The sequence below is a fragment of the Chryseobacterium culicis genome (genome assembly GCF_002979755.1).
Lineage (GTDB): Bacteria > Bacteroidota > Bacteroidia > Flavobacteriales > Weeksellaceae > Chryseobacterium > Chryseobacterium culicis_A.
This window is the reverse complement of record NZ_PCPP01000001.1, coordinates 2001909-2024683: the sequence shown is the minus strand read 5'-3', so window position 1 is coordinate 2024683 and position 22775 is coordinate 2001909. Positions and strand designations below refer to the sequence as shown.

At 36.5% G+C, this 22775-nt stretch carries 19 protein-coding genes; 15 read left to right on the top strand and 4 right to left on the bottom strand.

The window, feature by feature from the left end:
- Nucleotides 1-259: 259 nt before the first annotated feature.
- The gene (locus tag CQ022_RS09140) at nt 260-787 is read right to left on the bottom strand and encodes a DUF4136 domain-containing protein (RefSeq protein ID WP_105681109.1); all 528 of its coding nucleotides are present in this window, start codon (nt 785-787) and stop codon (nt 260-262) included.
- 1 nt (nt 788) lies between these two features.
- Nucleotides 789-971: a DUF5522 domain-containing protein gene (locus tag CQ022_RS09135; protein ID WP_047434227.1), complete on the bottom strand. Its 183-nt coding sequence runs from the start codon at nt 969-971 to the stop codon at nt 789-791.
- Between the two features lie 40 nt (nt 972-1011).
- Between CQ022_RS09135 and CQ022_RS09130 the strand changes: the two genes are divergently transcribed.
- The 7 genes from CQ022_RS09130 to CQ022_RS09100 all read left to right on the top strand — a co-directional run bounded on the left by CQ022_RS09130 (nt 1012) and on the right by CQ022_RS09100 (nt 9159).
- Complete coding sequence (locus CQ022_RS09130; protein WP_105681108.1) at nt 1012-1338, top strand: hypothetical protein; 327 nt, start codon at nt 1012-1014, stop codon at nt 1336-1338.
- Nucleotides 1339-1629: 291 nt separating this feature from the next.
- Complete coding sequence (locus CQ022_RS09125; protein WP_105681107.1) at nt 1630-2538, top strand: 1-aminocyclopropane-1-carboxylate deaminase/D-cysteine desulfhydrase; 909 nt, start codon at nt 1630-1632, stop codon at nt 2536-2538.
- A 15-nt stretch (nt 2539-2553) separates the two neighbouring features.
- The gene (locus tag CQ022_RS09120) at nt 2554-3612 is read left to right on the top strand and encodes a glucosaminidase domain-containing protein (protein WP_105681106.1); all 1059 of its coding nucleotides are present in this window, start codon (nt 2554-2556) and stop codon (nt 3610-3612) included.
- Nucleotides 3613-3686: 74 nt separating this feature from the next.
- Nucleotides 3687-4976: a glutamate-1-semialdehyde 2,1-aminomutase gene (gene hemL / locus CQ022_RS09115; RefSeq protein ID WP_105681105.1), complete on the top strand. Its 1290-nt coding sequence runs from the start codon at nt 3687-3689 to the stop codon at nt 4974-4976.
- Between the two features lie 455 nt (nt 4977-5431).
- Nucleotides 5432-6766 carry an amidohydrolase gene (locus CQ022_RS09110; protein WP_105681104.1) on the top strand — a complete coding sequence of 445 codons (1335 nt, stop codon included), beginning with the start codon at nt 5432-5434 and terminating at the stop codon, nt 6764-6766.
- Nucleotides 6767-6995: 229 nt separating this feature from the next.
- Nucleotides 6996-7841, top strand: coding sequence for an AraC family transcriptional regulator (locus tag CQ022_RS09105; RefSeq protein WP_105681103.1), 846 nt, complete (start codon nt 6996-6998; stop codon nt 7839-7841).
- A 79-nt stretch (nt 7842-7920) separates the two neighbouring features.
- Nucleotides 7921-9159, top strand: a complete 1239-nt coding sequence (locus CQ022_RS09100; RefSeq protein WP_105681102.1) for an amidohydrolase — start codon at nt 7921-7923, stop codon at nt 9157-9159.
- A 435-nt stretch (nt 9160-9594) separates the two neighbouring features.
- Here CQ022_RS09100 and CQ022_RS09095 read toward each other — a convergent pair whose 3' ends face one another.
- Nucleotides 9595-11004, bottom strand: coding sequence for a hypothetical protein (locus CQ022_RS09095; protein ID WP_105681101.1), 1410 nt, complete (start codon nt 11002-11004; stop codon nt 9595-9597).
- Between the two features lie 44 nt (nt 11005-11048).
- Nucleotides 11049-13838: a TonB-dependent receptor domain-containing protein gene (locus CQ022_RS09090; RefSeq protein WP_105681100.1), complete on the bottom strand. Its 2790-nt coding sequence runs from the start codon at nt 13836-13838 to the stop codon at nt 11049-11051.
- A gap of 324 nt (nt 13839-14162) precedes the next feature.
- On the opposite strand from CQ022_RS09090, the gene CQ022_RS09085 reads away from it, so the two are divergent.
- The 8 genes from CQ022_RS09085 (at nt 14163) to CQ022_RS09050 (ending at nt 22620) form a co-directional block, all read left to right on the top strand.
- Nucleotides 14163-14837 (top strand): response regulator, encoded by a 675-nt coding sequence (locus tag CQ022_RS09085; RefSeq protein WP_105681099.1) that lies wholly within the window; start codon nt 14163-14165, stop codon nt 14835-14837.
- A gap of 48 nt (nt 14838-14885) precedes the next feature.
- The gene (locus CQ022_RS09080; protein WP_105681098.1) at nt 14886-15917 is read left to right on the top strand and encodes a sensor histidine kinase; all 1032 of its coding nucleotides are present in this window, start codon (nt 14886-14888) and stop codon (nt 15915-15917) included.
- Between the two features lie 134 nt (nt 15918-16051).
- Nucleotides 16052-16651: an IS1096 element passenger TnpR family protein gene (locus tag CQ022_RS09075; protein WP_105681097.1), complete on the top strand. Its 600-nt coding sequence runs from the start codon at nt 16052-16054 to the stop codon at nt 16649-16651.
- A gap of 146 nt (nt 16652-16797) precedes the next feature.
- Nucleotides 16798-18147, top strand: a complete 1350-nt coding sequence (locus CQ022_RS09070; RefSeq protein ID WP_105681096.1) for an alpha-amylase family glycosyl hydrolase — start codon at nt 16798-16800, stop codon at nt 18145-18147.
- Between the two features lie 121 nt (nt 18148-18268).
- Complete coding sequence (locus CQ022_RS09065) at nt 18269-18709, top strand: hypothetical protein (protein ID WP_105681095.1); 441 nt, start codon at nt 18269-18271, stop codon at nt 18707-18709.
- Nucleotides 18710-18844: 135 nt separating this feature from the next.
- A complete protein-coding gene (locus tag CQ022_RS09060; protein WP_105681094.1) occupies nt 18845-19639 on the top strand; it encodes a thymidylate synthase in 795 nt (264 codons plus the stop codon).
- Between the two features lie 229 nt (nt 19640-19868).
- Entirely contained in the window at nt 19869-20087 is a 219-nt protein-coding gene (locus CQ022_RS09055) for a hypothetical protein (protein WP_105681093.1), read from the top strand.
- A 22-nt stretch (nt 20088-20109) separates the two neighbouring features.
- Entirely contained in the window at nt 20110-22620 is a 2511-nt protein-coding gene (locus CQ022_RS09050) for a M1 family metallopeptidase (RefSeq protein WP_105681092.1), read from the top strand.
- Nucleotides 22621-22775 lie beyond the last annotated feature (155 nt).

Genomic DNA, 22775 nt, shown 5'->3' with positions numbered 1-22775 from the left:
TAACACTTTTTTCATTGGGCTTTAGCCAAAACTTAAATAATAGAAGTGGTTGTCTCAAAAGTCAAGTAATCTGACTTTGTCATTCTGACGTAGGAAGAATCTTATGGATAATCAAATAAAGGAGATTTTTCATTTCATTCAGAATGGCTCTTTTGAGTCAGCCTCATCTGTGCAAATTTGTGTTATCTGCGTGAAAAAACACAAAGCATAAAAAAGCCGATACAAAACGTACCGGCTTATATAATGGATGACTTAAATCTTATTTTCTTTGTGGCGGATAATTTTTCATAATCTCAGCCAAAATCTCTGGAATCTGTCTCTGTTTTGCTTTTGGAGAGTCTACAGAAATTCCGCTTCCGATACCCTGCCAAACCAATTTGTTGCTTTTTGCATCAATAAGGTCAACAATCAGTGCGCCTTCATTGTAATTCGTTGTCCAGGTTCTGTTCATGCCGACACCCCATCCGAAAGGTCCACCCCATCCCCACATTCCGTAAGGAGAAGAGGAATTGATGTCAGTAATCTTTTTATGATTTGCTTTTACGTTGATAATCAGATCAGGATTTTCTCCGGACTGAAGTCCTTTGCTCTGAAGCTGTCTCGACAGTTCGTTCAGTACCCTGTCTTTATCAATATCATTCAATTTTAGATCATCAATTCTTATTTTGTAAGTTTTATAAGAATTGAAATTGGCGGTTTCAGCATAATCTGAACGTACCTGAAAAGGGCTACAAGAAGTTAAGCCTAAAGTAGCAGATGCCAACAAAATAAAAATATATTTTTTCATTTTATTTATTTTTTTTATCACTTTTAATGAATGTATCAGTCTTTTTATCGTACCCGTAAGGACAGTGTCTGCAGCCGCTTTTACAGCAATATCCTCTTTTCAGATGAAATTTTTCTGTAAAAACCTTGTACCCCTGTTCATTATAGTAGAAGTCTTCACCTTCTTTGATGTCATAATGGGCCATAAGTTAAATGCTAGTCAAAAAACTTTTTATATTTGTTACTATGATAATTGTATGCCAAAAGCCTTTAAAAAAATTAAAAATTAATGGCATTGCTCTATTTCCCTTTATCTTCATTAGGAAACCCGAAGATAAGGAAAATAATGTATTGATTAATCATGAAAAAATCCATTTGCGGCAACAGATGGAAATGCTCATCATTTTCTTCTATATTTTTTATGTTATTGAATATTATTACTGGTTTTTCAAACTTAAAGACGGGTATCTTGCTTACAGAAGAATTTCCTTTGAAAGAGAAGCTTATGCCCATGAAAACAACCTGAATTATCTCAAAAAAAGAAAATTCTGGAACTTCAGGAAATTTCTGTAGAATTATGAATTATGAATTATGAATTATGAATTATGAATTATGAATTATTTTGAGATTAAGTATTCACATTTCTACTTATTCAATAGGAACGGGCTTTAGCCCGTTTATCAAATAAATAAACAATTCATCCGGCTTTAGCCAAAACTTACAATTAAACAATTCATATAGAATAAAAAAAACAAAAAAAATCTGTGTAAATCTGCGTTATCTGTGGGAAAAAAGAAAACTCACACAACACTAAATCTTTTCCTACTTTTGTAAAGAATAAACCTTGAGTCGCTAAAAACTGAAATGCTATTACAACTTCCCACAGAACCTATTCCCATTCAGGAAATTCCAATTCATAAAAACATACAACTGTTTATTAAAAGGGAAGACCAGATTCATTCGCTAATTTCAGGGAATAAATACTGGAAACTATTCCATAATGTCAATCATTATCTGGCAAAAAATCCTGATAATCCCTATATTATTACTTTTGGAGGTGCTTTTTCCAATCATATAGCCGCAGTTTCCGCAGTAGGAAGTCTGGCAGGTATTCCAACACTGGGAATCATCAGAGGAGAAGAACTTCAGCATAAGTGGCGGGATAACCCCACATTACTTTTTGCCAAAAGAAATGGGATGAACCTGAAATTTGTTACCCGTGAAGAATACCGCCACAAAGAAAAACTCACGGAATTCCTTCAGCAGGAGTTCCCGGAGGCATTGATTGTTCCTGAAGGAGGAACCAATGAAGATGCAGTGGAAGGGGTGAAAATGATGCTCAACGAACAAACAAAAGATTTTGACTATCTTTGCACCGCAGTTGGAACCGGAGGAACCATTGCAGGGATTTCAAAATTTTGTGAAGAAAATCAGAAAGTTATAGGATTTAAAGCGGTTGATGATACTTCACTTGAAAATAAAATTTTTGAATTAACTTTGAGACAAAATTTTAATCTAATAGATTCATGTTTTGGAGGTTATGGTAAAATAAATGATGGAAACGTCCGTTTTATCAATGATTTCAAAGAGAGATACGGTATTCCTTTGGAACCGATTTATACAGGAAAAATGATGGAGAAGGTTTTTGAACTGATTGAAGAAGATTATTTTCCTGAGAACAGCAGGATTTTGTGCTTTCATACCGGAGGATTACAGGGAATTGAAGGAGCAAATCTGCTTTTAGAAAAACAGAACAGAAATTTAATTATATAAGTAAAATTGAAAAACATGAAAAGACTTTTCCTATCCATAAGCCTTTTAGTTTTATCAAAATTTTCAGCCCAAAATTGGGCAACCGAAGATCAGTATATTCAGAAGTTTGCTAAATATGCCGTAGAAGAAATGGAAAAATATAAAATTCCGGCTTCTATTACCCTTGCCCAGGGATTATTGGAAACCGGGGGCGGGCAAAGCAGATTGGCACAGGAAGGTAAAAACCACTTCGGTATAAAATGTAAAGAAGACTGGACCGGTAGAACGATGAAACATACCGATGATGCACCTAATGAATGCTTCCGTGTGTATGACGATCCAAGACAGTCTTATGAAGATCATTCTATATTTTTATCAACAAGAAAATATTACGCAAATCTTTTCAAACTGGATATGAGAGATTACAGAGCGTGGGCAACCGGTTTGAAAAAAGCAGGATATGCCACCAATCCGCGCTATGCTTCAATTCTTATTACCAAAATTGAAAAATACAGACTATACGAATACGACAATACCAATTCCAATGAAGTATTGTATGCCGTTCTTAAAATGTATCCGGATCTGAAAGATGACAGAACTTTCATGGCTCAACTGGAGCCTTCAAAAGCATTGAAAAAAGCTAAAGATCCGGTGACTGTAGAAGTTCCTTACAAACAGACTTCTTACGCACAACAACAAAAAAGAGTGGAAAGAATCAAAACGAAAGCTGAAATTCTTAATTCCATTCTTATCAAAAGCCATCCGAATGACGGTCTGAAATATATTGTAATTCCTGAAGATACTGATGTGAAATTCATTGCCAATAAATTCAAAGTCAGCGAAAGCAGACTGATAAAGTGGAATGAACTGGAAGGTGAAACCTTAAAGAAAAACGATATCGTCTTCCTTGAATCCAAAAATTCTACAGGAAACACCGCTACTTATAAAGCAGAATCCGGAGAAGATATGCATGATATTGCCCAGAAATTCGGAATCAAATTAAATAAATTATATGCCAAAAACAGAATGGATGAAGGACAGCAGCCATCTGCAGGACAGCTGATTTATTTAATAGACAAAAAACCACGAAACTAATTTAATTTTTTGTTGAGAGTTTACCGTTGACAGTTACATGCCAACCAGCAACTGTCGACAGCAACTAAGTATATATGAAGTATCAAAGAAGTTCGGCTTTGTTTGATGAAGCCTACAAATACATTCCGGGAGGAGTAAACTCTCCGGTAAGAGCATTCAAATCCGTAGGAGGAGTGCCTGTTTTCATGAAATCGGCAAAGGGCGCTTACCTTACCGATGCAGATGATAATACTTATATCGATTATATCAATTCATGGGGCCCGGCCATCTTAGGACACACCCATCCTGAAGTACTGGAAGAACTGAAGATACAGGCAGAGAAGGGATTCTCTTTCGGAGCACCTACAGAACTGGAAACAGAAATTGCAAAATTTATCATTGAAAATGTCCCGAATATTGACCAGATCAGAATGGTTTCTTCCGGAACAGAAGCATGTATGAGTGCAATCAGGCTGGCAAGAGGATACACAGGAAGAGATAAGATTGTAAAATTTGAAGGCTGCTATCATGGACACTCAGATTCATTCCTGATTAAAGCCGGAAGTGGTGCTGCTACATTCGGAAATCCAAATTCTCCGGGAGTAACTGCTGGCACTGCAAAAGATACTTTACTAGCCCGTTATAATGATTTTGAACAGGTTGAGGATTTATTCCGTCACAACCAGGCAGAGATTGCAGCCGTAATTATAGAACCGGTTGCAGGAAATATGGGATGTGTATTGCCGGAAAACAATTTCCTACAAAACCTGAGAAAGATCTGTGACGAAAACGGTGCTTTATTAATCTTTGATGAGGTGATGACCGGTTTCCGACTGGCTTTCGGAGGAGCTCAGGAGCTTTTTAATGTAAAAGCAGACTTAGTAACTTACGGAAAAGTAATCGGAGGAGGTCTTCCGGTAGGAGCTTTCGCAGGGAAAAATGAAATTATGGACCATCTGGCTCCAAAAGGAGGTGTATATCAGGCAGGAACATTGAGTGGAAATCCTTTGGCTATGAGAGCAGGATTAAAAACCCTTCAGCTTATTAAAAATGATCCTGAATTTTTCAACAGATTACATAAGACTACGGAAACTTTAGATTTCGAAATCGGAAAAATTTTAAATGAAAAAGGGATTGCTCATAAAATTAACAGAAAAGGTTCTATGATGTCTGTATTTTTCCATATCAACAGAGTTTCCAACTTTGATGAGGCGCAGGAAGCTAATCATTCATTGTTCAATAACTTCTTCCACCAAATGTTGCAGAATGGGGTATACCTTCCGCCAAGTGGGTACGAAACTTACTTCATCAGTGATGCAATTAAGGATAAAGAAATTGATATGACGTTGGAAGCTGTAAGAAAATTTGAATATTCAAATAAATAAATAATAATGAAACCGGATTTTAGATCCGGTTTTTTTATGCAAAAAATAAGGCGCTTGCAGGTTAAAAAATGTTTCACATAAACAGAGTTCTGCGTAATCTTTGTCACTCCGTAGGAGTCTCGACAGTGTAGAAGCGGTATAATCTGGATTCCTACGGAATGACAAGCATTATGGATAATTTTATAGTAGTTGTTAATTATTAACTATAGTTGAAACAGAAAGTTTTGCCAGTCTCTTTGTCACTCCGTAGGAGTCTCAACAGAGTAAACAGCATAATTTTGGATTCCTACAGAATGACAATTGTGATGGATGTCTTCCTTATTGTAGTAAAGGAAAGATAAACTTGGTATTTTAGTAAGTAATCAAAACAATGCATAAATCATACAGATTTTGTAATAATTCATACACTTTGTTCAGGGACACTTCTTTTTAATTTTGTATTAAATAGATTGGACATGAAGACCTCAGACAATAATATCTCCCGCAAGGATTTTATCCGGAATTCAGCATTGGCTGTAGCAGGATTAACTTTAATACCCAATATCATGACGGCATCACCTTTATCTGATGAAAATACTCTTTCTGCAAAAGGAAAAATGAGCCTTAAAAATGTTCGTCTGGAAACAGGTTTTGAATACCAGGATGGGGAAGTCGCTTCTACCCAAACAGATCTGTTCTATGTAGAGGTTGAAAACGGAAAAATTACAAAAATTGCTCCTAACCAACCTAACGCTAAAGCGGTTGATGCTAAAGGATTATTGATGCTTCCTGCATTTAAAGATATGCATATTCATCTTGATAAAACCTTTTATGGTGATCAATGGCAGGCTGTGAGAAAAAGAACCGGAGGAATCAAAGGAATGATAGAGCTGGAGCAGAAAATGCTTCCGGAAATGCTGAAAAATTCAACCTTCAAGGCTGAAAAACTGATTGAATTATTACAGTCAAAAGGAACTTCCTATGCCAGAAGTCATGTGAATATTGAACCCACTTCCAAACTTCAGTCGTTAAAGAATTTACAGAAGGCTTTAGAAAATAAAAAGAAAAGCTTTGGTGCTGAGCTGGTAGCCTTTCCACAACATGGAGTGTTTTATACGGATTCTGTGCCTTACCTGAAAGAAGCTGCGAAAATGGATATTGATTTTATTGGAGGAGTAGACCCATTCAACATTGATGGAGACATTGAAAAAGTAGTAGACTTCACGGTTCAGCTTGCTCTGGATAATAAAAAAGGAATAGATATCCATCTGCATGAAACCGGAGATTCAGGATTAAAAACTGTAGAATACTTGATTAAAAAAGTAAATGAAAATCCTGCGCTTAAAGGAAAAACTTACCTAAGCCACTGTTTTGTCCTTGGAAAACTGGAATCGGCAAAACAGGAAGAAATCGCTGAAAAATTGGGCGAAGCACAGATCGGAATTGTTTCCACAATCCCTTTTGGCAGGCTGATTATGCCCATACCAACGCTTTACAAACATAAGGTAACGGTTCTGACAGGAAATGACAGTATTATAGATCACTGGAATACTTTCGGAACAGGCAGTGTACTTCAGAAAGCCAACTTAATGGCGCAATTGTATGGATACTCCACAGAATTTTTATTGTCAAGAAGTTTAAAGCTTGCAACGGGAAATATCCTTCCATTGGATGATAAAGGAATACAGCAATGGCCAAAATCCGGAGATAAAGCAGATTTTGTTCTTATCAATGCAAGTTGTTCTGCAGAAGCTGTTTCGAGAATTTCGGACGTGAAGTCCTTAGTACATGGTGGAAACATCGTTTTTTAATTCAATATAAAAAGGAATTTAATATATTTTTAGTTGTGTTTTTTTGACCACAAAGGGTATAAAAGTTTTACGAGGGAAAGCCTGTAAATTCATTAAGATTTCAGAGACCGTCACAGAAGGAAGGTGGAAATTGAAGATAGCGTGATGGAGATAAAACTTTTGTTCCTTTTGTGGTTGTTTTAGTTTTTCTCTCATAAATTTTAGTAATTTTAGGAGAAAATCAGGCAGAGTGGCTTACCATACGGATCATTTTCCCATTTTAGGAATTCAGGAATTTAGTGAAAATCAGTTGAAAGGCTGTAATCTGCTGTTCAATGAACTTTCGGGAGCACGTTCCATTGATGATCCTCACAAACATGACTTTTTTATCATCAATCTTTTTGAGCACGGAGTTGGTTCGCATACCATAGATTTTACAGAATATGAGGTGAAGGACTACCAGATTCATCTTGTTTTTCCGGATCAGGTACATCAGTGGGTCATTGAAAAAGAAACCATTGGGTATCAGCTGATGATCAGCAGAGACTGGTTTGAAAGTTTTCTGCCGTCGTTAAGATTTTCTGCATCCTATTACCAGAATCATCCGGTAATTAATCTTTCCAAAGATGTTTTTGAAAATTTTCTGTATGAATTTCAGGCCATCCAGAAAGAACTGAGCACAGAAAAAATATTCTGGGAACTGATTCAGAAAAGAAGTGAATTGATTGGCCTGCTGGTGAGTAAATCTGTGGAAGGAGCTTTCAAAGATTTTGAAGTCTATAACTCAAACCCCATTATTTCAAAATTTTTGCATCTTATTGATGAACATTTCAAAACAGAAAGATCCGTTTCTTTTTATGCTGATAAACTGAATATCTCTGCCAATTATCTGAATATTGTCTGCAAGAAGAATCTTAATGCTTCGGCATCATCTCTTATTCAGGATCGTATTTTACTGGAAGCAAAAAGACTTTTAAAAGTTTCCGAAATGTCTGTGAAAGATATTGTGTATGATCTCGGTTTCTATGATCATGCCAGCTTTTCCAAATTCTTTAAAGCACAGACAGGAATGACTCCTTCCCAATTCAAAGAATAATCTGTACAAAACAAGACATAATTGATACACCGGTTTTACCCTCAGGGCTGGTTAATTTTGTATTGTTAAATTTAAAATCATGCAATTTCCCTATCAATTAACTGCAAAAGGAAACTATACCCTTAAAAATGTCCGTCTGGAAACAGGTTTTGAATACGAAAATGAAGAGGTTGTCGGAACAAAAACTGATCTTTTCAGTATCGAAATTGAAGACGGAAAAATAAAAGCAGTAAAAGCCAATGATCCTTCTTTGGAAGCAATCGATGCAAAAGGATATCTGATGCTTCCCGCTTTCAGAGATATGCACATCCACCTGGATAAAACATTATATGGTCTGCCATGGCAGGCACTTTCTCCGAAAAGAAGAACGGTGAAAGATATGATTGCCTATGAGCAGGAAATCATCCCCGAACTGTTGAAAACTTCTGTAAGCAGAGCAGAACAGCTGATCAGTCTGCAGCAGCATTACGGAACTCATTTTGCGAGAACCCATTTTAATATTGATCCTACATCGGGATTAAAGTCTCTGGAACATCTTGAACAAGCTCTTGAAAATAAAAAAGACTCTTTCAAAGCTGAATTGGTTGCCTTCCCGCAGCATGGCGTTTATTATACAGAATCTGCTCCTTTGATGAAAGCGGCAGCTCAGCTGAAAAGCGTGGCATTCATTGGGGGATTGGATCCGTTGAGCATTGACGGAAGTATTGAAAAGGTAATGGATTTTACCGTTCAGCTGGCACTGGATAACCATAAAGGTATTGATATTCACCTGCATGAAGCAGGAGAGTCCGGAATGAAAACCATCAATTATCTGATTGATAAAGCAATTGAAAATCCGGAGCTTCAGGGAAAAACGTTTGTAAGCCATGCATTTGCTTTAGCTCATCTTTCCCCTAAAGAAACTGAGCAGATTGCAGAAAGACTGGCTGCCGGAAAAGTAGGAATTGCATCTTCTGTACCTTTTAAAGGAACGGTAATGCCAATACCAACCCTGAAAAAGTATGGGGTCAATGTATTGATCGGAAATGATAACGTACAGGACTACTGGAGTACATTCGGATCCGGAAGTATGCTGCAGAAAGCCAATCTTATTGCAGAGCTGTACGGTTATGCCACAGAATTTGCCCTGTCAAGAGCTTTACAGTTTGCTACTCAAAGTATTCTTCCTCTGGATGAAAAAGGACAACAGCAGTGGCCTAAAGCCGGTGATGAAGCGGCAATTGTTCTGACAGAGGCTTCATGTTCTGCAGAAGCCGTTTCCAGAATGTCTGAAATAAAAGCCCTGATGAATGATGGGAATTTGTTTTGGAGAAATTAATCTGAAGTATATATATTTTTATACACTTGTTTTTTGTGAATGCCATTGGGAATTTCCTGATGGCTTTTTTTGAATTATAAATTATAAATTATAAATTATGAGTTATGAGTTATGAGTTATGAGTTATGAGTTATGAGTTATGAGTTATGAGTTATGAGTTTCGGGTCTCTTCTTTATCAATAGAGACGGGCTTTAGCCCGTTATTAAATATGAATAAATTCATCGGCTTTAGCCAAAACTTATCAAGGAAAGCCATGGTCAATTTAAAAAATTACTGTTCATATTCCCTTTTTCTGTTTTTACAATATGAACACCCCTTAATATTGATTTGGGCAGATAATCATAATGTCTGATATTAACAATAAAAAAAGCCCTCAGAAAATACTTCTGAAGGCCTTCTATTTGAAATTAAATCTAGGTACTTATATGATAATGTTATAAGTTAAAGTTTGTCCATCCTGCATACCATGTATCTGTAGCATCTTTTACAGCACCTCTGTATGTTACTTGTGTAAACCAAGTAGCTAATTTAGGGTTTGTAAATGCTCCACCTGTTAATAATGGAGAACCTGCAGTAGGAGTAAAGTTTGGTGTAGTTCCTGCAGGAGCCCATGCGCCGGCAAGTTTTACATCAGCTGTAGAAGCAAGGATTGTATTTCCTTTAGCATTAAACCAAGTCGTAAGATCGTTTAATGTATATGTTGTCGGAGTTGATGTAGATGGTCCGAATTTTAAAGGAGTAGTATTTCCTGCTAAAATGTTGTTTTCAAAGAATAATTTATTTCCTACAATATTGTTATCCGTTGGAGCACCTTTCGTAGCATCAATGAATAAACCTACCGGGAATCCTGTGAATACAGAGTTGAATACAGAGATTGAAGAATTTCTTCTGATCTGTAATGCATTCTGGAATAAAGCGTTGATAGATCCAGGAGCCGCAGAGTTGATTGGTCCGATAATCGTCATGTTAGAGAATGTGGCTGATGTCTGAGGCGTTAACGTAGAACCGTTAGCATCATTATCAGATTCAAATGCATTAGAACCTGAAACGTCTGCTACCTGAGAATCTCTTACTGCGATACCAAACTGTACATTTCCTGAGAAACCGTTATCTGTATCGAAATCATCATCAAGACCTTTGTAAGAAATAAGGTGAGAACAGTTTACTGTTCCTCCGAACCACTCGAAACTGTCATCATTAGCATAAGCAACTTCTACATAGTCTACTGTAGTTCCGTTACCTACACCTCCGAAAGTAAGTCCGTTAACCTCTTTGTCCGGTAAGAATGCATATCCTGCATATTCAATTCTTACATATTTTAATATACCACTGTTGTCAGCAGCATTTGTTCCACCGTAAAGTCCAAGACCGTCAGAGTTGTTGATACCTCCTTCAATTTCTCCAACTCCGTTTGCTCCTCCGAAAGATGCATTAGTAGGAGCGTTTCCTAAAATTACTACACCTGCCCAGTCTCCTCTTTTAGGACTTGGTTTTTCTGAAGTGAAGATAATAGGGTTGGCAGCAGTTCCTTCTGCCATGATTTTACTTCCTCTTGTAATGATCAAAGCTCCGTTTTTATCAGCTTCACCTACGATCTTTGTACCTGGTTCGATAGTTAAAGTAGCTCCGTTAGTTACATATACTAGTCCTCTTAGCTTATAGATTTTATTTGCTTTAAGCGTAATGCTGGAAGTGATTTTTCCTGAAAGAATAAGGTTTTCAGTATTTCCGTTTCCGTTACCTCCATCTTGAATAATGGTAGGTCCATCTTCTTCTATATTTCTACATGCGGTAGTTGATACTAGAGCGCCAAGCATTAAAGAATATAAAACGAACTTTTTCATGTTATAAAGAATTAAATTATTTATTAGATTATTTGTTGAGTGAATTAAAAATTGTATCCCAGTGTTAAACTGATATTGGTTCCTGAAAGTCTTTCAATAGCAAGAGCATCTTTGCTGTCATACTTACCGTTGTCATTCAGGTCATGGTAGAATTTAGCACGACGGTTCAGAATATCTGAAACATTCAGCTTGATTTCTCCTTTGTTATTCCATAATTTTTTAGCAAGCTGGAAGTCTAAAAGAGGTCTAGGTGCTTCCCAGATTGGTGGAACCTGATCGTTTCCTACATAAAGGATTCTTCTTCCGATCATGTTAAATAGTACCGTAGAAGACCATCCTGATTTTTCAGTATCATACTGAAGGCTTACGTTGACAGTATAAGGAGACTGTCCCTGCATTGGTCTGTCAATCTTAGTCGCTTCGTCTGTTACTTTGTTTTTAATTAAAGCTACGTTTCCACCCAGCGTAAAGTTTCTAAGAGCGCTTACAAAATCCAGTTTTTTTCTGGCCTCCACTTCTATACCATAAGCATCAGCTTTATCTACGTTAAGGTAGTTGAAGGTGTTACTGGTTCCTACCCCTGATTGGTTGAAGTATAATTCGATCGGCTTTTTGAAGTTTTTATAGAAAGCGGCCACGGAGATAATCTCCCCGTTTCTTGGGTAATATTCCCAACGAACATCGGCGCTTGTAATTTTAGTTCTTTCAATTGATTTGTTACCAATTACAGTCGCTCCAAGATCAAAATCATAATATGCCAGCGGAGAAACCTCTCTAAACTCCGGTCTTACAACAGTTTGTGAACCTGCAAGACGGATATTCATTTTAGGATTTACCTTGAATGTCAAGTTAACAGCTGGTAAAAAGTCTGTAACACGTGTGTTGACAAAACGGTCATCACTTTTTTTCGTGCTTCCTACCAATTGATCAAAGTTCTCAACTCTTAATCCCCAAACGGCTCTTAACCACGGTGTGAAGTTGTTGTCAAACTGTAAATATCCTGCGTTAAGGATGGTATTGGCAATATATCTGTACTGATTTCCTGCAATTTCATCAAATGTAAATCCTCCGTTAGTTCCAAAATTACCAGGATTGAAAATAGTTTCAAAAGGTTGAGAAAGTAATCCCTGGTTGAAGTTTTCAAGTCTTACAGAGAATGGCCTTGAATTGTATATTCTGTCTTTTACCTGGAACAAATAACCTCCTTTGATAGTTTGTTTTTGGCCAAACATTGTAAATGTCTTGGAAATATCACCTCCCGCGTTATATAAATAATCGTTTAGCGTAGAGTAGAATACACTACCTGATTTTTGAGAAAGACCGTTAGAAATTAATGCTAAATAAGGGCTTCCCGGCATGTTAGTATATTGGTTATACTGTAAACGCTGTAACAAAGGGATGTATTGATCAAGGATTCCGAAGCTTCCGTACCAGTTTACGGTAAGCCCGCCAAGAGCATCTATTTTATGAGTACCGGTAAGGGTAGAATTATAAAAAGTAGTTTCTTTAAAACCTATTTCCCTTGCCATGATGTTTGTCCCGTTGATAGGATCAAATTCAAAATCCTTTCCTGTTCTGAAGGACATATGGTTCACCGTATTATTGGTGATGATATTCTTTAAGGAGATTTTATTGTTGCTGTTGAGCTTTAAAGAAAGGTTCAACATTCCTCCTAAGATAATATCATTGCTGTATTTTTCTGTAAAATAATCGAAGTTGGTATCAGCAAGTTGGTCGTTGATGGTAAAGAAACGGTTGGTAGATTCAGTTCTTCTTTTGTTGTTGCTATAGTTTAAAACAGCAATTACCCCTAAATCTTTTCCGAATAATTTGGTATTGAAACCTCCGTCAAGCTGTAAACTTAAGTTTTCAGGATAACCAATACTGTTGTATCCTAAATTCTTTGTAAACCCTTTACCGATATCGGTTTTCTGACCCTCACTTAAAATGCTGAACGCATTTTTTGCAGGCATATTGGTGGGCAGCTTTCTGTAACCGTCATCAATTCCTAAGAAATCCCATTTTCCACCTTTCTGCATATGGAATTCCTGTCCCATAGTAGCCGTATTTCCTCCTACACCTACCTGTACGTTGAAGAAATTTTTATTAGGAATATCCTTTGTATTTACCTGAATCAAAGCTCCTCCCCATTCTCCGGTATATTCAGGAATGAAAGTTTTATTGATGACAAGTGTTTCGATAACGTTAGCAGGGAAAAGGTCGAAAGAGAAAGTCTTTCTGTCCGGTTCTGTACTGGATAGCTGAATACCGTTCAGCATCGCCTGATTGTAACGGTCTGATAAACCTCTTACTACAATATATTTTCCTTCAGATAAACTCACTCCGGAAACTCTCTTCAGAACTTCACCCGTGTTTCTGTCCGGACTTCTTTTAATAGCTTCAACCCCAATAACCTGAGAAACTACACCCGCGTTCTTCTGTAAACCGATGGTAGAGGCTATGGTTTCTTTTCTTGCATTTGATTTTATGACAACTCCCTCAATTTCTTTTTCCTTGATAGAGGGCTTATCCAGAACGATATCAAGATGAGTATTACCTTCATTTTTGATAATAACTTCACTGATCTCTTTTCTATTATATCCATTGGAGCTTACCGTTACAATGTAATTGGTACCAGGGGAAAGGTTGATAGAGTAGTATCCGGAAATGTCAGTCATTACTTCCTGACCATTTACCTTTACTTTTACCCCTTCTATAGGAGTATTATCTTTCTCGTCCAATACCCTACCTTCCAAAATCTGACTTTGTGCAAAAGCATAGCCAGCAGAAAACAAGGCAAGTAGCATTATGCTCTTGTGGAGTTGTTTTTTCATTTTACTTCTTTTACTTCTTTTTCAAGGGCAAAATAAAGGCTAAGTTTTTAAGAAAACTTTAGGAGAATCTTAATTAATTATGAAATTTGTATTAACGAATGAATGAGATTTATAGTTATCGATGTTTAATTTATATAATTATAATTTTTGTTTTAATTGTAGATATTATTCCTTATATTTGATTTGTGTATATTTATTTATTGATTTTTTTATTGATTTTATAATTTACTTGCTAAATGTTATTTTTTAATAATTAGTTAACATTTGACAGATAGATGAAATCAATTGAAATAATTAATTTTGTGGGAATTCTTAAACTAGAAGATGAGCAAAAAAATTCTTTTAATAGACGATGAACTGGACATTTTAGAGATTCTGTCTTACAATTTGGAAAAGGAAGGGTATGATATCTATACAGCTACTAATGGTAACGAAGGTATAGAAAAAGCAAAGGAAATTGTTCCGGATCTTATCTTATTAGATGTGATGATGCCTGAAAAAGATGGTATAGAAACCTGTCAGGAACTTCGTAAAGTGAAAGAACTTCAAAAAACACTTATTGTGTTCCTTTCCGCAAGAAGCGAAGAATTTTCTCAGTTAGCAGGTTTTCAGGCAGGTGCCAATGATTACATCGTAAAACTGATCAAACCGAAAATCCTTATCTCTAAAGTAAACGCATTATTACAGTTAACCTCGCAGGTTTCTGAGAATGCTAAACTTATCGAAATCGGAGACCTTGTTATCGACAAAGATAATTTCAGAGTATCCAAAAGCGGACAGCAATTTCTTCTTCCTAAAAAAGAGTTTGATTTGCTTTACCTTTTGGCTTCCAATACTGAAAAGGTTTTCAAAAGAGAAGAGATTCTTGAAAAAGTTTGGGGTAATGATGTGATTGTAGGAGAGAGAACGATTGATGTTCATATCAGAAGGCTAAGAGAAAAACTCGGAATCAATACGATTCAGACATTAAAAGGGATTGGGTATAAACTAATCGTTTAATTATTTAAAAATCTTAACTTTACGTTCAATCATTAAAACGTTGTAAAATTGAAATTTTACAGACTTACCCTCGTTGCCTCTTGTCTGCTGACACTGGTAATGCTCCTTTTAGTCGTTGTATTCGACTCGCTGAAAGATATCTATTATGAGACCCCTTTGTTCAAAACGGGTCTTTTCATCTGTATTGTCCTGATCTTTATGATAAACTGTGTAGTATTGGAACTTCTTTTCAATTACTATAGCAGAAAGCAGGTAAAGGGCCTTTCCGGGTTTCTTCCGCAGGAAATAGTGCAGAATCATGACGAAAATATTACCATCAAAGAATTAGGTGAAAGATTTTCAGACCTCAATCAACAGCAGGTATCAGAAATTGATATGATGAAAGAGATGGAAAGCTACCGTAAAGAATACATCGGAAATGTTTCCCATGAACTGAAAACTCCTTTATTTTCTATCCAGGGATATGTAGAAACCTTAAGAGATGGCGGGGTGGATAACCTTACCATTCGGGACAAATATCTGGAAAGAATTGATAAATCGGTAGAAAGACTTATTGCTATTGTAACAGATCTTGACATGATCAATAGACTGGAGGCCGGCGAAATCAATCTTACTGTTTCAAAATTTGATGTCAATCTTTTAATCAAAGAAATTTTCGACCTTCTTGATCTTGAAGCTGAAAAACGAAATACCACCCTACAGATTCAGACTCTTCATCCACAGATTTTTGTAGAGGCTGATAAACAGAAAATTTCCCAGGTTTTCATCAATCTGATTTCCAATGCTATTCATTATGCCAATAGACAGGAAGCAAAAGTGATTGTAAAAACCAGTATTCTGAAAAATAAGGTACTGATAGAGGTCATAGACAACGGAATGGGAATCAAATCTGAAATTCTTCCAAGAATTTTTGAAAGATTCTATCGTGTGGAAACCAGCAGAAGCAGGAGAGAAGGCGGTTCCGGACTTGGTTTGGCCATTGTAAAACACATCCTTGAAGCACATAACGAAAATATTACCGTAGAAAGCGTTTACCTTGAAGGGACGAAGTTCAGTTTTATGCTCGAAAAAAGTAAATAATTCCGGCAAAATGTAAGAAAAAAAAATATTTTAAAAAATCCTGAAATATTTTTTTGTCACATGTCATTTATTATATATTTGCAACAGAGATTTATCATAATTATAAAGGCAAAAAAGTAATTTAAGAAACTGATATGGTTTACAAAATCCGCGTAATATTAGATGCGAAAGAGGATATTTTCCGTGATATTGAAGTTAAGGGAAAACAAACGTTATGGAACTTACATTTAGGAATTAAAAGTGCATTCAGTCTGCAGGGAGATGAGCTTTCTACTTTTAATCTGTTAGAAGATGACGGAACAATCGTAAAAAGTGTCCCATTGGAAGATATGAGTGATGATGGTGATGGTGAAATTATGTCAGACGTTTACATTGATGAGGCTTTTGAAAATGTAGGCGACAAAGCACAGTTCCAGTATGGGCTCCTTGATCTTTGGGAATTCTTCTGTGAGCTTGTAGAAGTAATTGAAGAAACAAAAGGGGTGAACTATCCAATCACTGTATACCGATTTGGAAACGTTCCATTGAAGGCACCTAGCAAAAACGGAAGTGCAGGAGGAAGCAAAAAGAAATCAGCAATGCCTTTGGCAGATGACGAGTTTGGTTTTGATGACGATTTTGGAGCTGGAGGGAATTTTTCAGATGAAGATGATGACAGCTTTGATGATGAGGAAGAAGAAGACTACAATGACGATGTCTTTGATGAGGAAGATGACAATGATGACGAAAGATAGTCAATACAATATACTGGCCCCGGATTTTGATCCGGGGCTTTTTTATGACAAAATAGTAAGAAAATAAAGAAAGTAAATTTTTCCTTTTTGCCTTTTTTCTCCTTTTCAGCCCAAAAACAATCCTTACTTTTGTTAAAAATAGTTTAATGAAAAAATTAATTTTGTTAGCTGTAATTGGTCTGGGAATTGTTTCCTGTACCACTCAAAAAAAAATCCGGAAGATGACAGAACTGCCAAAAGATTGGAAACATAACACAAATATCTACGAAGTAAACATAAGACAATATACTCAGGAAGGAACTTTCAAAGCATTTGCAAAAGAAATGCCCCGCCTGAAATCGATGGGAATAAAAACACTTTGGTTTATGCCTATTACTCCCATTGCCCAGCAGAATAAAAAAGGAAGTATGGGCAGCCCTTATGCCGCTGCAGATTATACCTCTGTCAATCCTGAATTCGGAACATTACAGGATTTTAAAGATATGGTGAATGAAGCACACAGATTAGGATTCAAAGTAATCATCGACTGGGTGGCGAATCATACAGGCTGGGATCATGTCTGGACAAAAACACATCCGGAATTTTATCTGAAAGATCCCGACGGAAAATTTCATATCGCCTCCGGAATGGATGATATTATTGAACTTGATTATAAGAACCAGGAAATGCGTCAGGCTATGATCAATGCCATGAAATTCTGGGTACAGGAAACCGATATCGATGGTTTTCGATGTGATCTTGCTTCATGGGTAGAAGTAGATTTCTGGGAACAGGCACGCCCCGAAGTGGAAAAAGTAAAACCTCTTTTCTGGCTGGGAGAATTTGATGAGCTGGAAAGCCCGGAATACGGAAAAGTTTTTGATGCCAGCTATTCCTGGAAATGGATGCACAAGTCTGCCGACTATTACAAAAAAGATGAACCTCTTCAGGAATTAAAAGATCTGCTGAGACAATATTCCAATATTGGGGATACCTCAATGAGAGCATGGTTTACCACCAATCACGATGAAAACTCATGGAACGGAACCGAATATGAAAAATATGGAGTGATCACAAAACCTATGGCGGTATTCTCCGCAACATGGAATGGGGTTCCATTATTATACTCAGGTCAGGAACTTCCCAATATGAAAAGACTTGAGTTTTTCGAAAAAGATGTCATCAAATGGACTCATACCTACCAGGTTGCCGATTTCTATAAAACATTATTGGATATAAAAGCTTCCAATCCTGCCTTAAGAGGAGGAGATTCTCATGTTACTACTTATCTTCTTAATACGACAGCCAATGATAAAATTCTGGCCTACGTAAGAAAAAATGGAAAAGATGAAATATTGGTAGTCCTGAATATGTCAAAAGAACCTGTTAACTTTTCTATTGAAGACGAACACCTATCAGGAACATTCAGAAATATTTTTGATAAAACGAAAAGAGATTTCAGCAATGGAAAAGACTTTAGTTTCAAAGTTTCTGATTATGCCGTATTTGAAAAGTAAATAGTAGTACATCTTAACGACTGGTTTTTAAAGGTTCTCAATTCCCCTCCGGTGGAGGGGTGTCAAAATCTATGATTTTGACGGGGTGGTTTATCTGCCTGCAATAAAAAATAATCATCAAATGAACAAACAGGAAATAATCAATATCATTAAAGCAAAAGTTGCCGACAAAATCCAGTATTTTGAAAACCTTATTGCAGAAACACGGGCTTCCAACAATGATACAAAAAGCTCAATGGGGGACAAATATGAAACGGGAAGAGAAATGCTTCAGCAGGAAATCAATAATCTTCAGAGACAGCTTAACGAAGTATTGAACCAGCAGAATATTTTACAGAAAATAACATCCGATCCTTCGGAAAAAGTTCAGAACGGAGCATTGGTAAAAACCAATAAAGGATTGTTTTACGTTGCTGCTTCAATGGGAGAAATTGTTTTTGAGAAGCACAAGATTATGACCGTTTCCGCAGAATCTCCTTTGGTAAAAGTGATGTATGGCAAAAAAACCGGAGAATCATTCACTGTCAATACCATTCATCAGACCATTGAAAATATATGGTAAAATTAATATCTGTTAGATTGCAGATATACAGTTGTTTAATAGAAAATAAACATCATCCCTATAAAAAGCATTCATAAAAGTGAGTGCTTTTTTTAATGGTTTTCACTAAATTTGAAACTTAAAATCTCATTCAAAATGCAAAACTACCTGGATCTTTTACAACATATTTTAGACAACGGAACTGATAAAACCGACAGAACAGGCACTGGAACAAGAAGTGTTTTCGGATATCAGCTGAGATATGATCTGTCTAAAGGATTTCCTTTGGTAACCACAAAAAAAGTGCATTTGAAATCCATTATCTATGAATTGCTTTGGTTTCTGAAAGGAGATACCAATATCAAATACCTTAAAGATAACGGAGTAAGCATCTGGGATGAATGGGCCAATGAAAATGGAGATCTTGGACCTGTTTACGGGGCACAATGGAGAAGCTGGAGGGGTGCAGACGGAAAAGTGGTAGATCAGATTACAGAAGTCATTGACCAGATCAAAAAGAACCCGGATTCAAGAAGATTAATTGTATCAGCATGGAATGTTGCTGAAATTCCCAATATGGCTTTGGCTCCTTGTCACGCCTTATTCCAGTTTTACGTAGCTGATGGCAAATTATCCTTACAGCTGTATCAGAGAAGTGCTGATGTTTTCCTTGGAGTGCCGTTCAATATTGCAAGTTATGCATTGCTTTTGATGATGGTAGCACAGGTTTGTGAGCTGGAAGTAGGAGATTATGTTCATAGTTTTGGAGATGTTCATATCTACAATAATCACTTTGAACAGGTAAACAGACAGCTTGCCAGAGAACCGAAATCTCTTCCCACGATGAAACTGAATCCTAACGTGAAAAATATCTTTGATTTCGATTTCGAAGATTTTACCCTGGAAAACTATGATCCGCATCCTGGGATCAAAGCTCCTGTAGCGATTTAATATTCTTTTATCACTTTAATTCTTTATTCACTTCTATTATTTTAATACTAATAGATGTTTTTATCTGTGCCTATAAGTTATGTAATCAGAATATAAATACTTCAGTACGCTTTCTTTTGACAATTGTTTCTTACATTTGAAAGAACAACTCAGGCTCATTGAATTCTTTTGAAAAAGAGATCAATGGGCGGGTAACGGATCACACATTTCAAATGCTTAAAAATACATCATGAAGTATTTAAAAATTAATATAGAAGAAAATGCAGACATTGAAGCCCTGAAAAATGCTGTACTTCAGTTGAAAGGAGTAGCATCAGCTGAAATAGTTGATGACGAAAATCCGGAAAGCGAACTCAAAAAAGCCTTTGCAAAAACGAAGGAACAGCTTAAAAAAGGCGACTATGAAACCTTAGTCAATGATATTTTCGATATAATCATTAAAAAATAATTCTAAAAAATAAAGTAGACCGATGAGAAAGGCCATTTTATCAATTGCTATACTTGGAATTTTATTTTCCGCAAATGTATCAGCACAAACCGAAACTTCAGGCAGAGAAAAAGTATACAGAGCTACCCATACCAAAGTAACGGAACTTAAACACACGAAGCTGAAAGTAAATTTTGACTATCAGAAAGAACAGATGAATGGGGAAGAATGGCTTACTGCTTCACCTTACTTCTATGCTGCAAACGAGCTTACTCTTGATGCAAAAGGAATGCTGATTCATGAAGTAGCTCTTGATAATAACGGCAAAAAGTCTCCTTTAAAATATGAATATAAAGATGATGTTCTAAAAATTACTCTGGATAAGACCTATCAGAGAAATCAGGATTATACGGTATATATCAAATATACCTCCCGCCCGAATGAAGTGAAACAGGAGGGAAGTATGGCAATCAATGATGCAAAAGGGCTATACTTCATCAACGCTCAGGGAACAGAACCGGATATGCCTACACAGATCTGGACACAGGGAGAAACAGAATCCTCTTCCGCATGGTTTCCAACGATTGATAAACCCAATCAAAAGACAACACAGGAAATCTATATGACGGTTCCTGATAAATATGTTACCCTTTCCAATGGTCTGATGAAAGATTCTAAAAAAGAATCCAACGGACTTAGAACAGATCATTGGGTGATGGATAAGAGACATTCTACTTACCTTTTCTTTATGGGAGTAGGTGAATATGCAGTAGTAAAAGACAAATGGAAAAATATTCCGGTTGATTATTATATTGAAAAAGAATATGAGCCTTATGCCAAGCAGATCTACGGAAATACTCCGGAAATGATTGACTTTTTCTCCAAAAAGCTGAACTATGATTATCCATGGGCAAAATATGCTCAGATTTCAGGACGAAATTATGTAAGTGGCGCAATGGAAAATACTACGGCCACCCTTCATGGAAGTGATATCTTACAGAAACCGGGACAGCTTATCGATGAAAATACGTGGGAAGATACCATTGCTCACGAATTGTTCCACCATTGGTTTGGAGATTTGGTGACCGCAGAAAGCTGGAGCAATCTTACCGTCAATGAATCTTTTGCCAACTATTCCGAATACCTTTGGAATGAATATAAATATGGAAAAGATCAGGCAGATTACCACCTGATGACAGATGTGAATCAGTATATTCACAACCCAACAGATTTTAACAAAAACCTGGTAAGGTTCAATTATGAATCCAGGGAAGATGTTTTTGATCTGGTAACGTATCAGAAGGGTGGCGGAATTTTAAATATGCTGAGAAACTATCTTGGTGATGATGCCTTCTTCGCAGGAATGAATGATTATCTGAAAACCAACGAATATCAGAATGCAGAAGCCCATCAGCTGCGCCTGTCTTTTGAAAAAGTGTCCGGTAAAGACTTGAACTGGTTCTTCAATCAATGGTATTTTGGAAACGGAAATCCGAAGATCAATTATTCTTCTACATTTGAGCCTGTAAAAAAACAGGTTGCCGTAACGATTAATCAAACTCAGGAAAAACCATTTGAATTTCCTCTGGCTATAGATGTATATGACAACGGAAAGCCTAAAAGATATAATGTCTGGGTAAATGCAGAAGCTAAAAATACTTTCAGCTTTGATGTTTCTAAAACTCCTGATCTTGTAAATATCAATGCAGACGGAGTTCTACTGGCAGAGATTACAGATACCAAAACTCCGGAACAGAATCTGATGCAGTTTATAAATTCTAAAGAGTTCAAAAGCAGATATCTGGCTTTAACCGGAATTAAAGAGCAGGTGGAAAAAAATCCTGCTGCTGTAAAATTGTTGGCTGCCGCATTGAAAGATCCTTTCTTCAGAGTAAGAATAAAAGCTTTGAATTTAATAGACCTTACGAATCCTGAACAAATGAAAGCGCTGGGTGCTGAAGTTGAAAAACTGGCTTCCAATGATCCGAAGACATTAACTCAGGCTGCAGCTATTGCGGCTTTAGGAAAAACAAAAGACAAGAAATACCTTCCGTTATTTGAAAAAGGAGTAAACGCTGTTTCCAATGCTGTGAAAGGAAGTTCAATGAGTGCGGTTCTTTCCATTGATCCTTCAAGAGCAAATGCTCTGGCTGACAAAATTGATATGAAAGGAGCTTCAGATACCCTACAGGCTCAGTTACTTCCGATTATTGTGAAGAACAAAATTACCTCTCAGATTGAAAACATTGCCCCTCTTGCCACTTTTTATCCATTCATTAAATTCCAGAATCCGGAATTAGGAAAAGCGGCAGAAGATGGTTTCAACTGGATTATGACTTCCGATAATCTGAAGGCAACGGAAAGCATTACCAAAATAGCAGGATATGCCAAAAACCAGATGGCAGATAATCCACAGGCTAAAATGATGATGGTTCAGATGCTGAAAGATGGGCTGAGCAAAAAAATGGAATTGCTGAAACAGAATCCACAAAATGCAACAAGTATTAATAAACAGATTGATGTGATCAATAAAGCAATTGAAAACTATAAATAAATAGAGGAAGCCGGCAGATGTGTCGGCTTTCTTTTTGTCTTTAAGTGAAATTAAATGCTCAGATTATATGGTAAAACCCATTGGTTTTTAATGATATTACAAAAATCAGCATTTTTAACCACTGTTTTTTGCATTATCTTTCATAAATTCGTTTA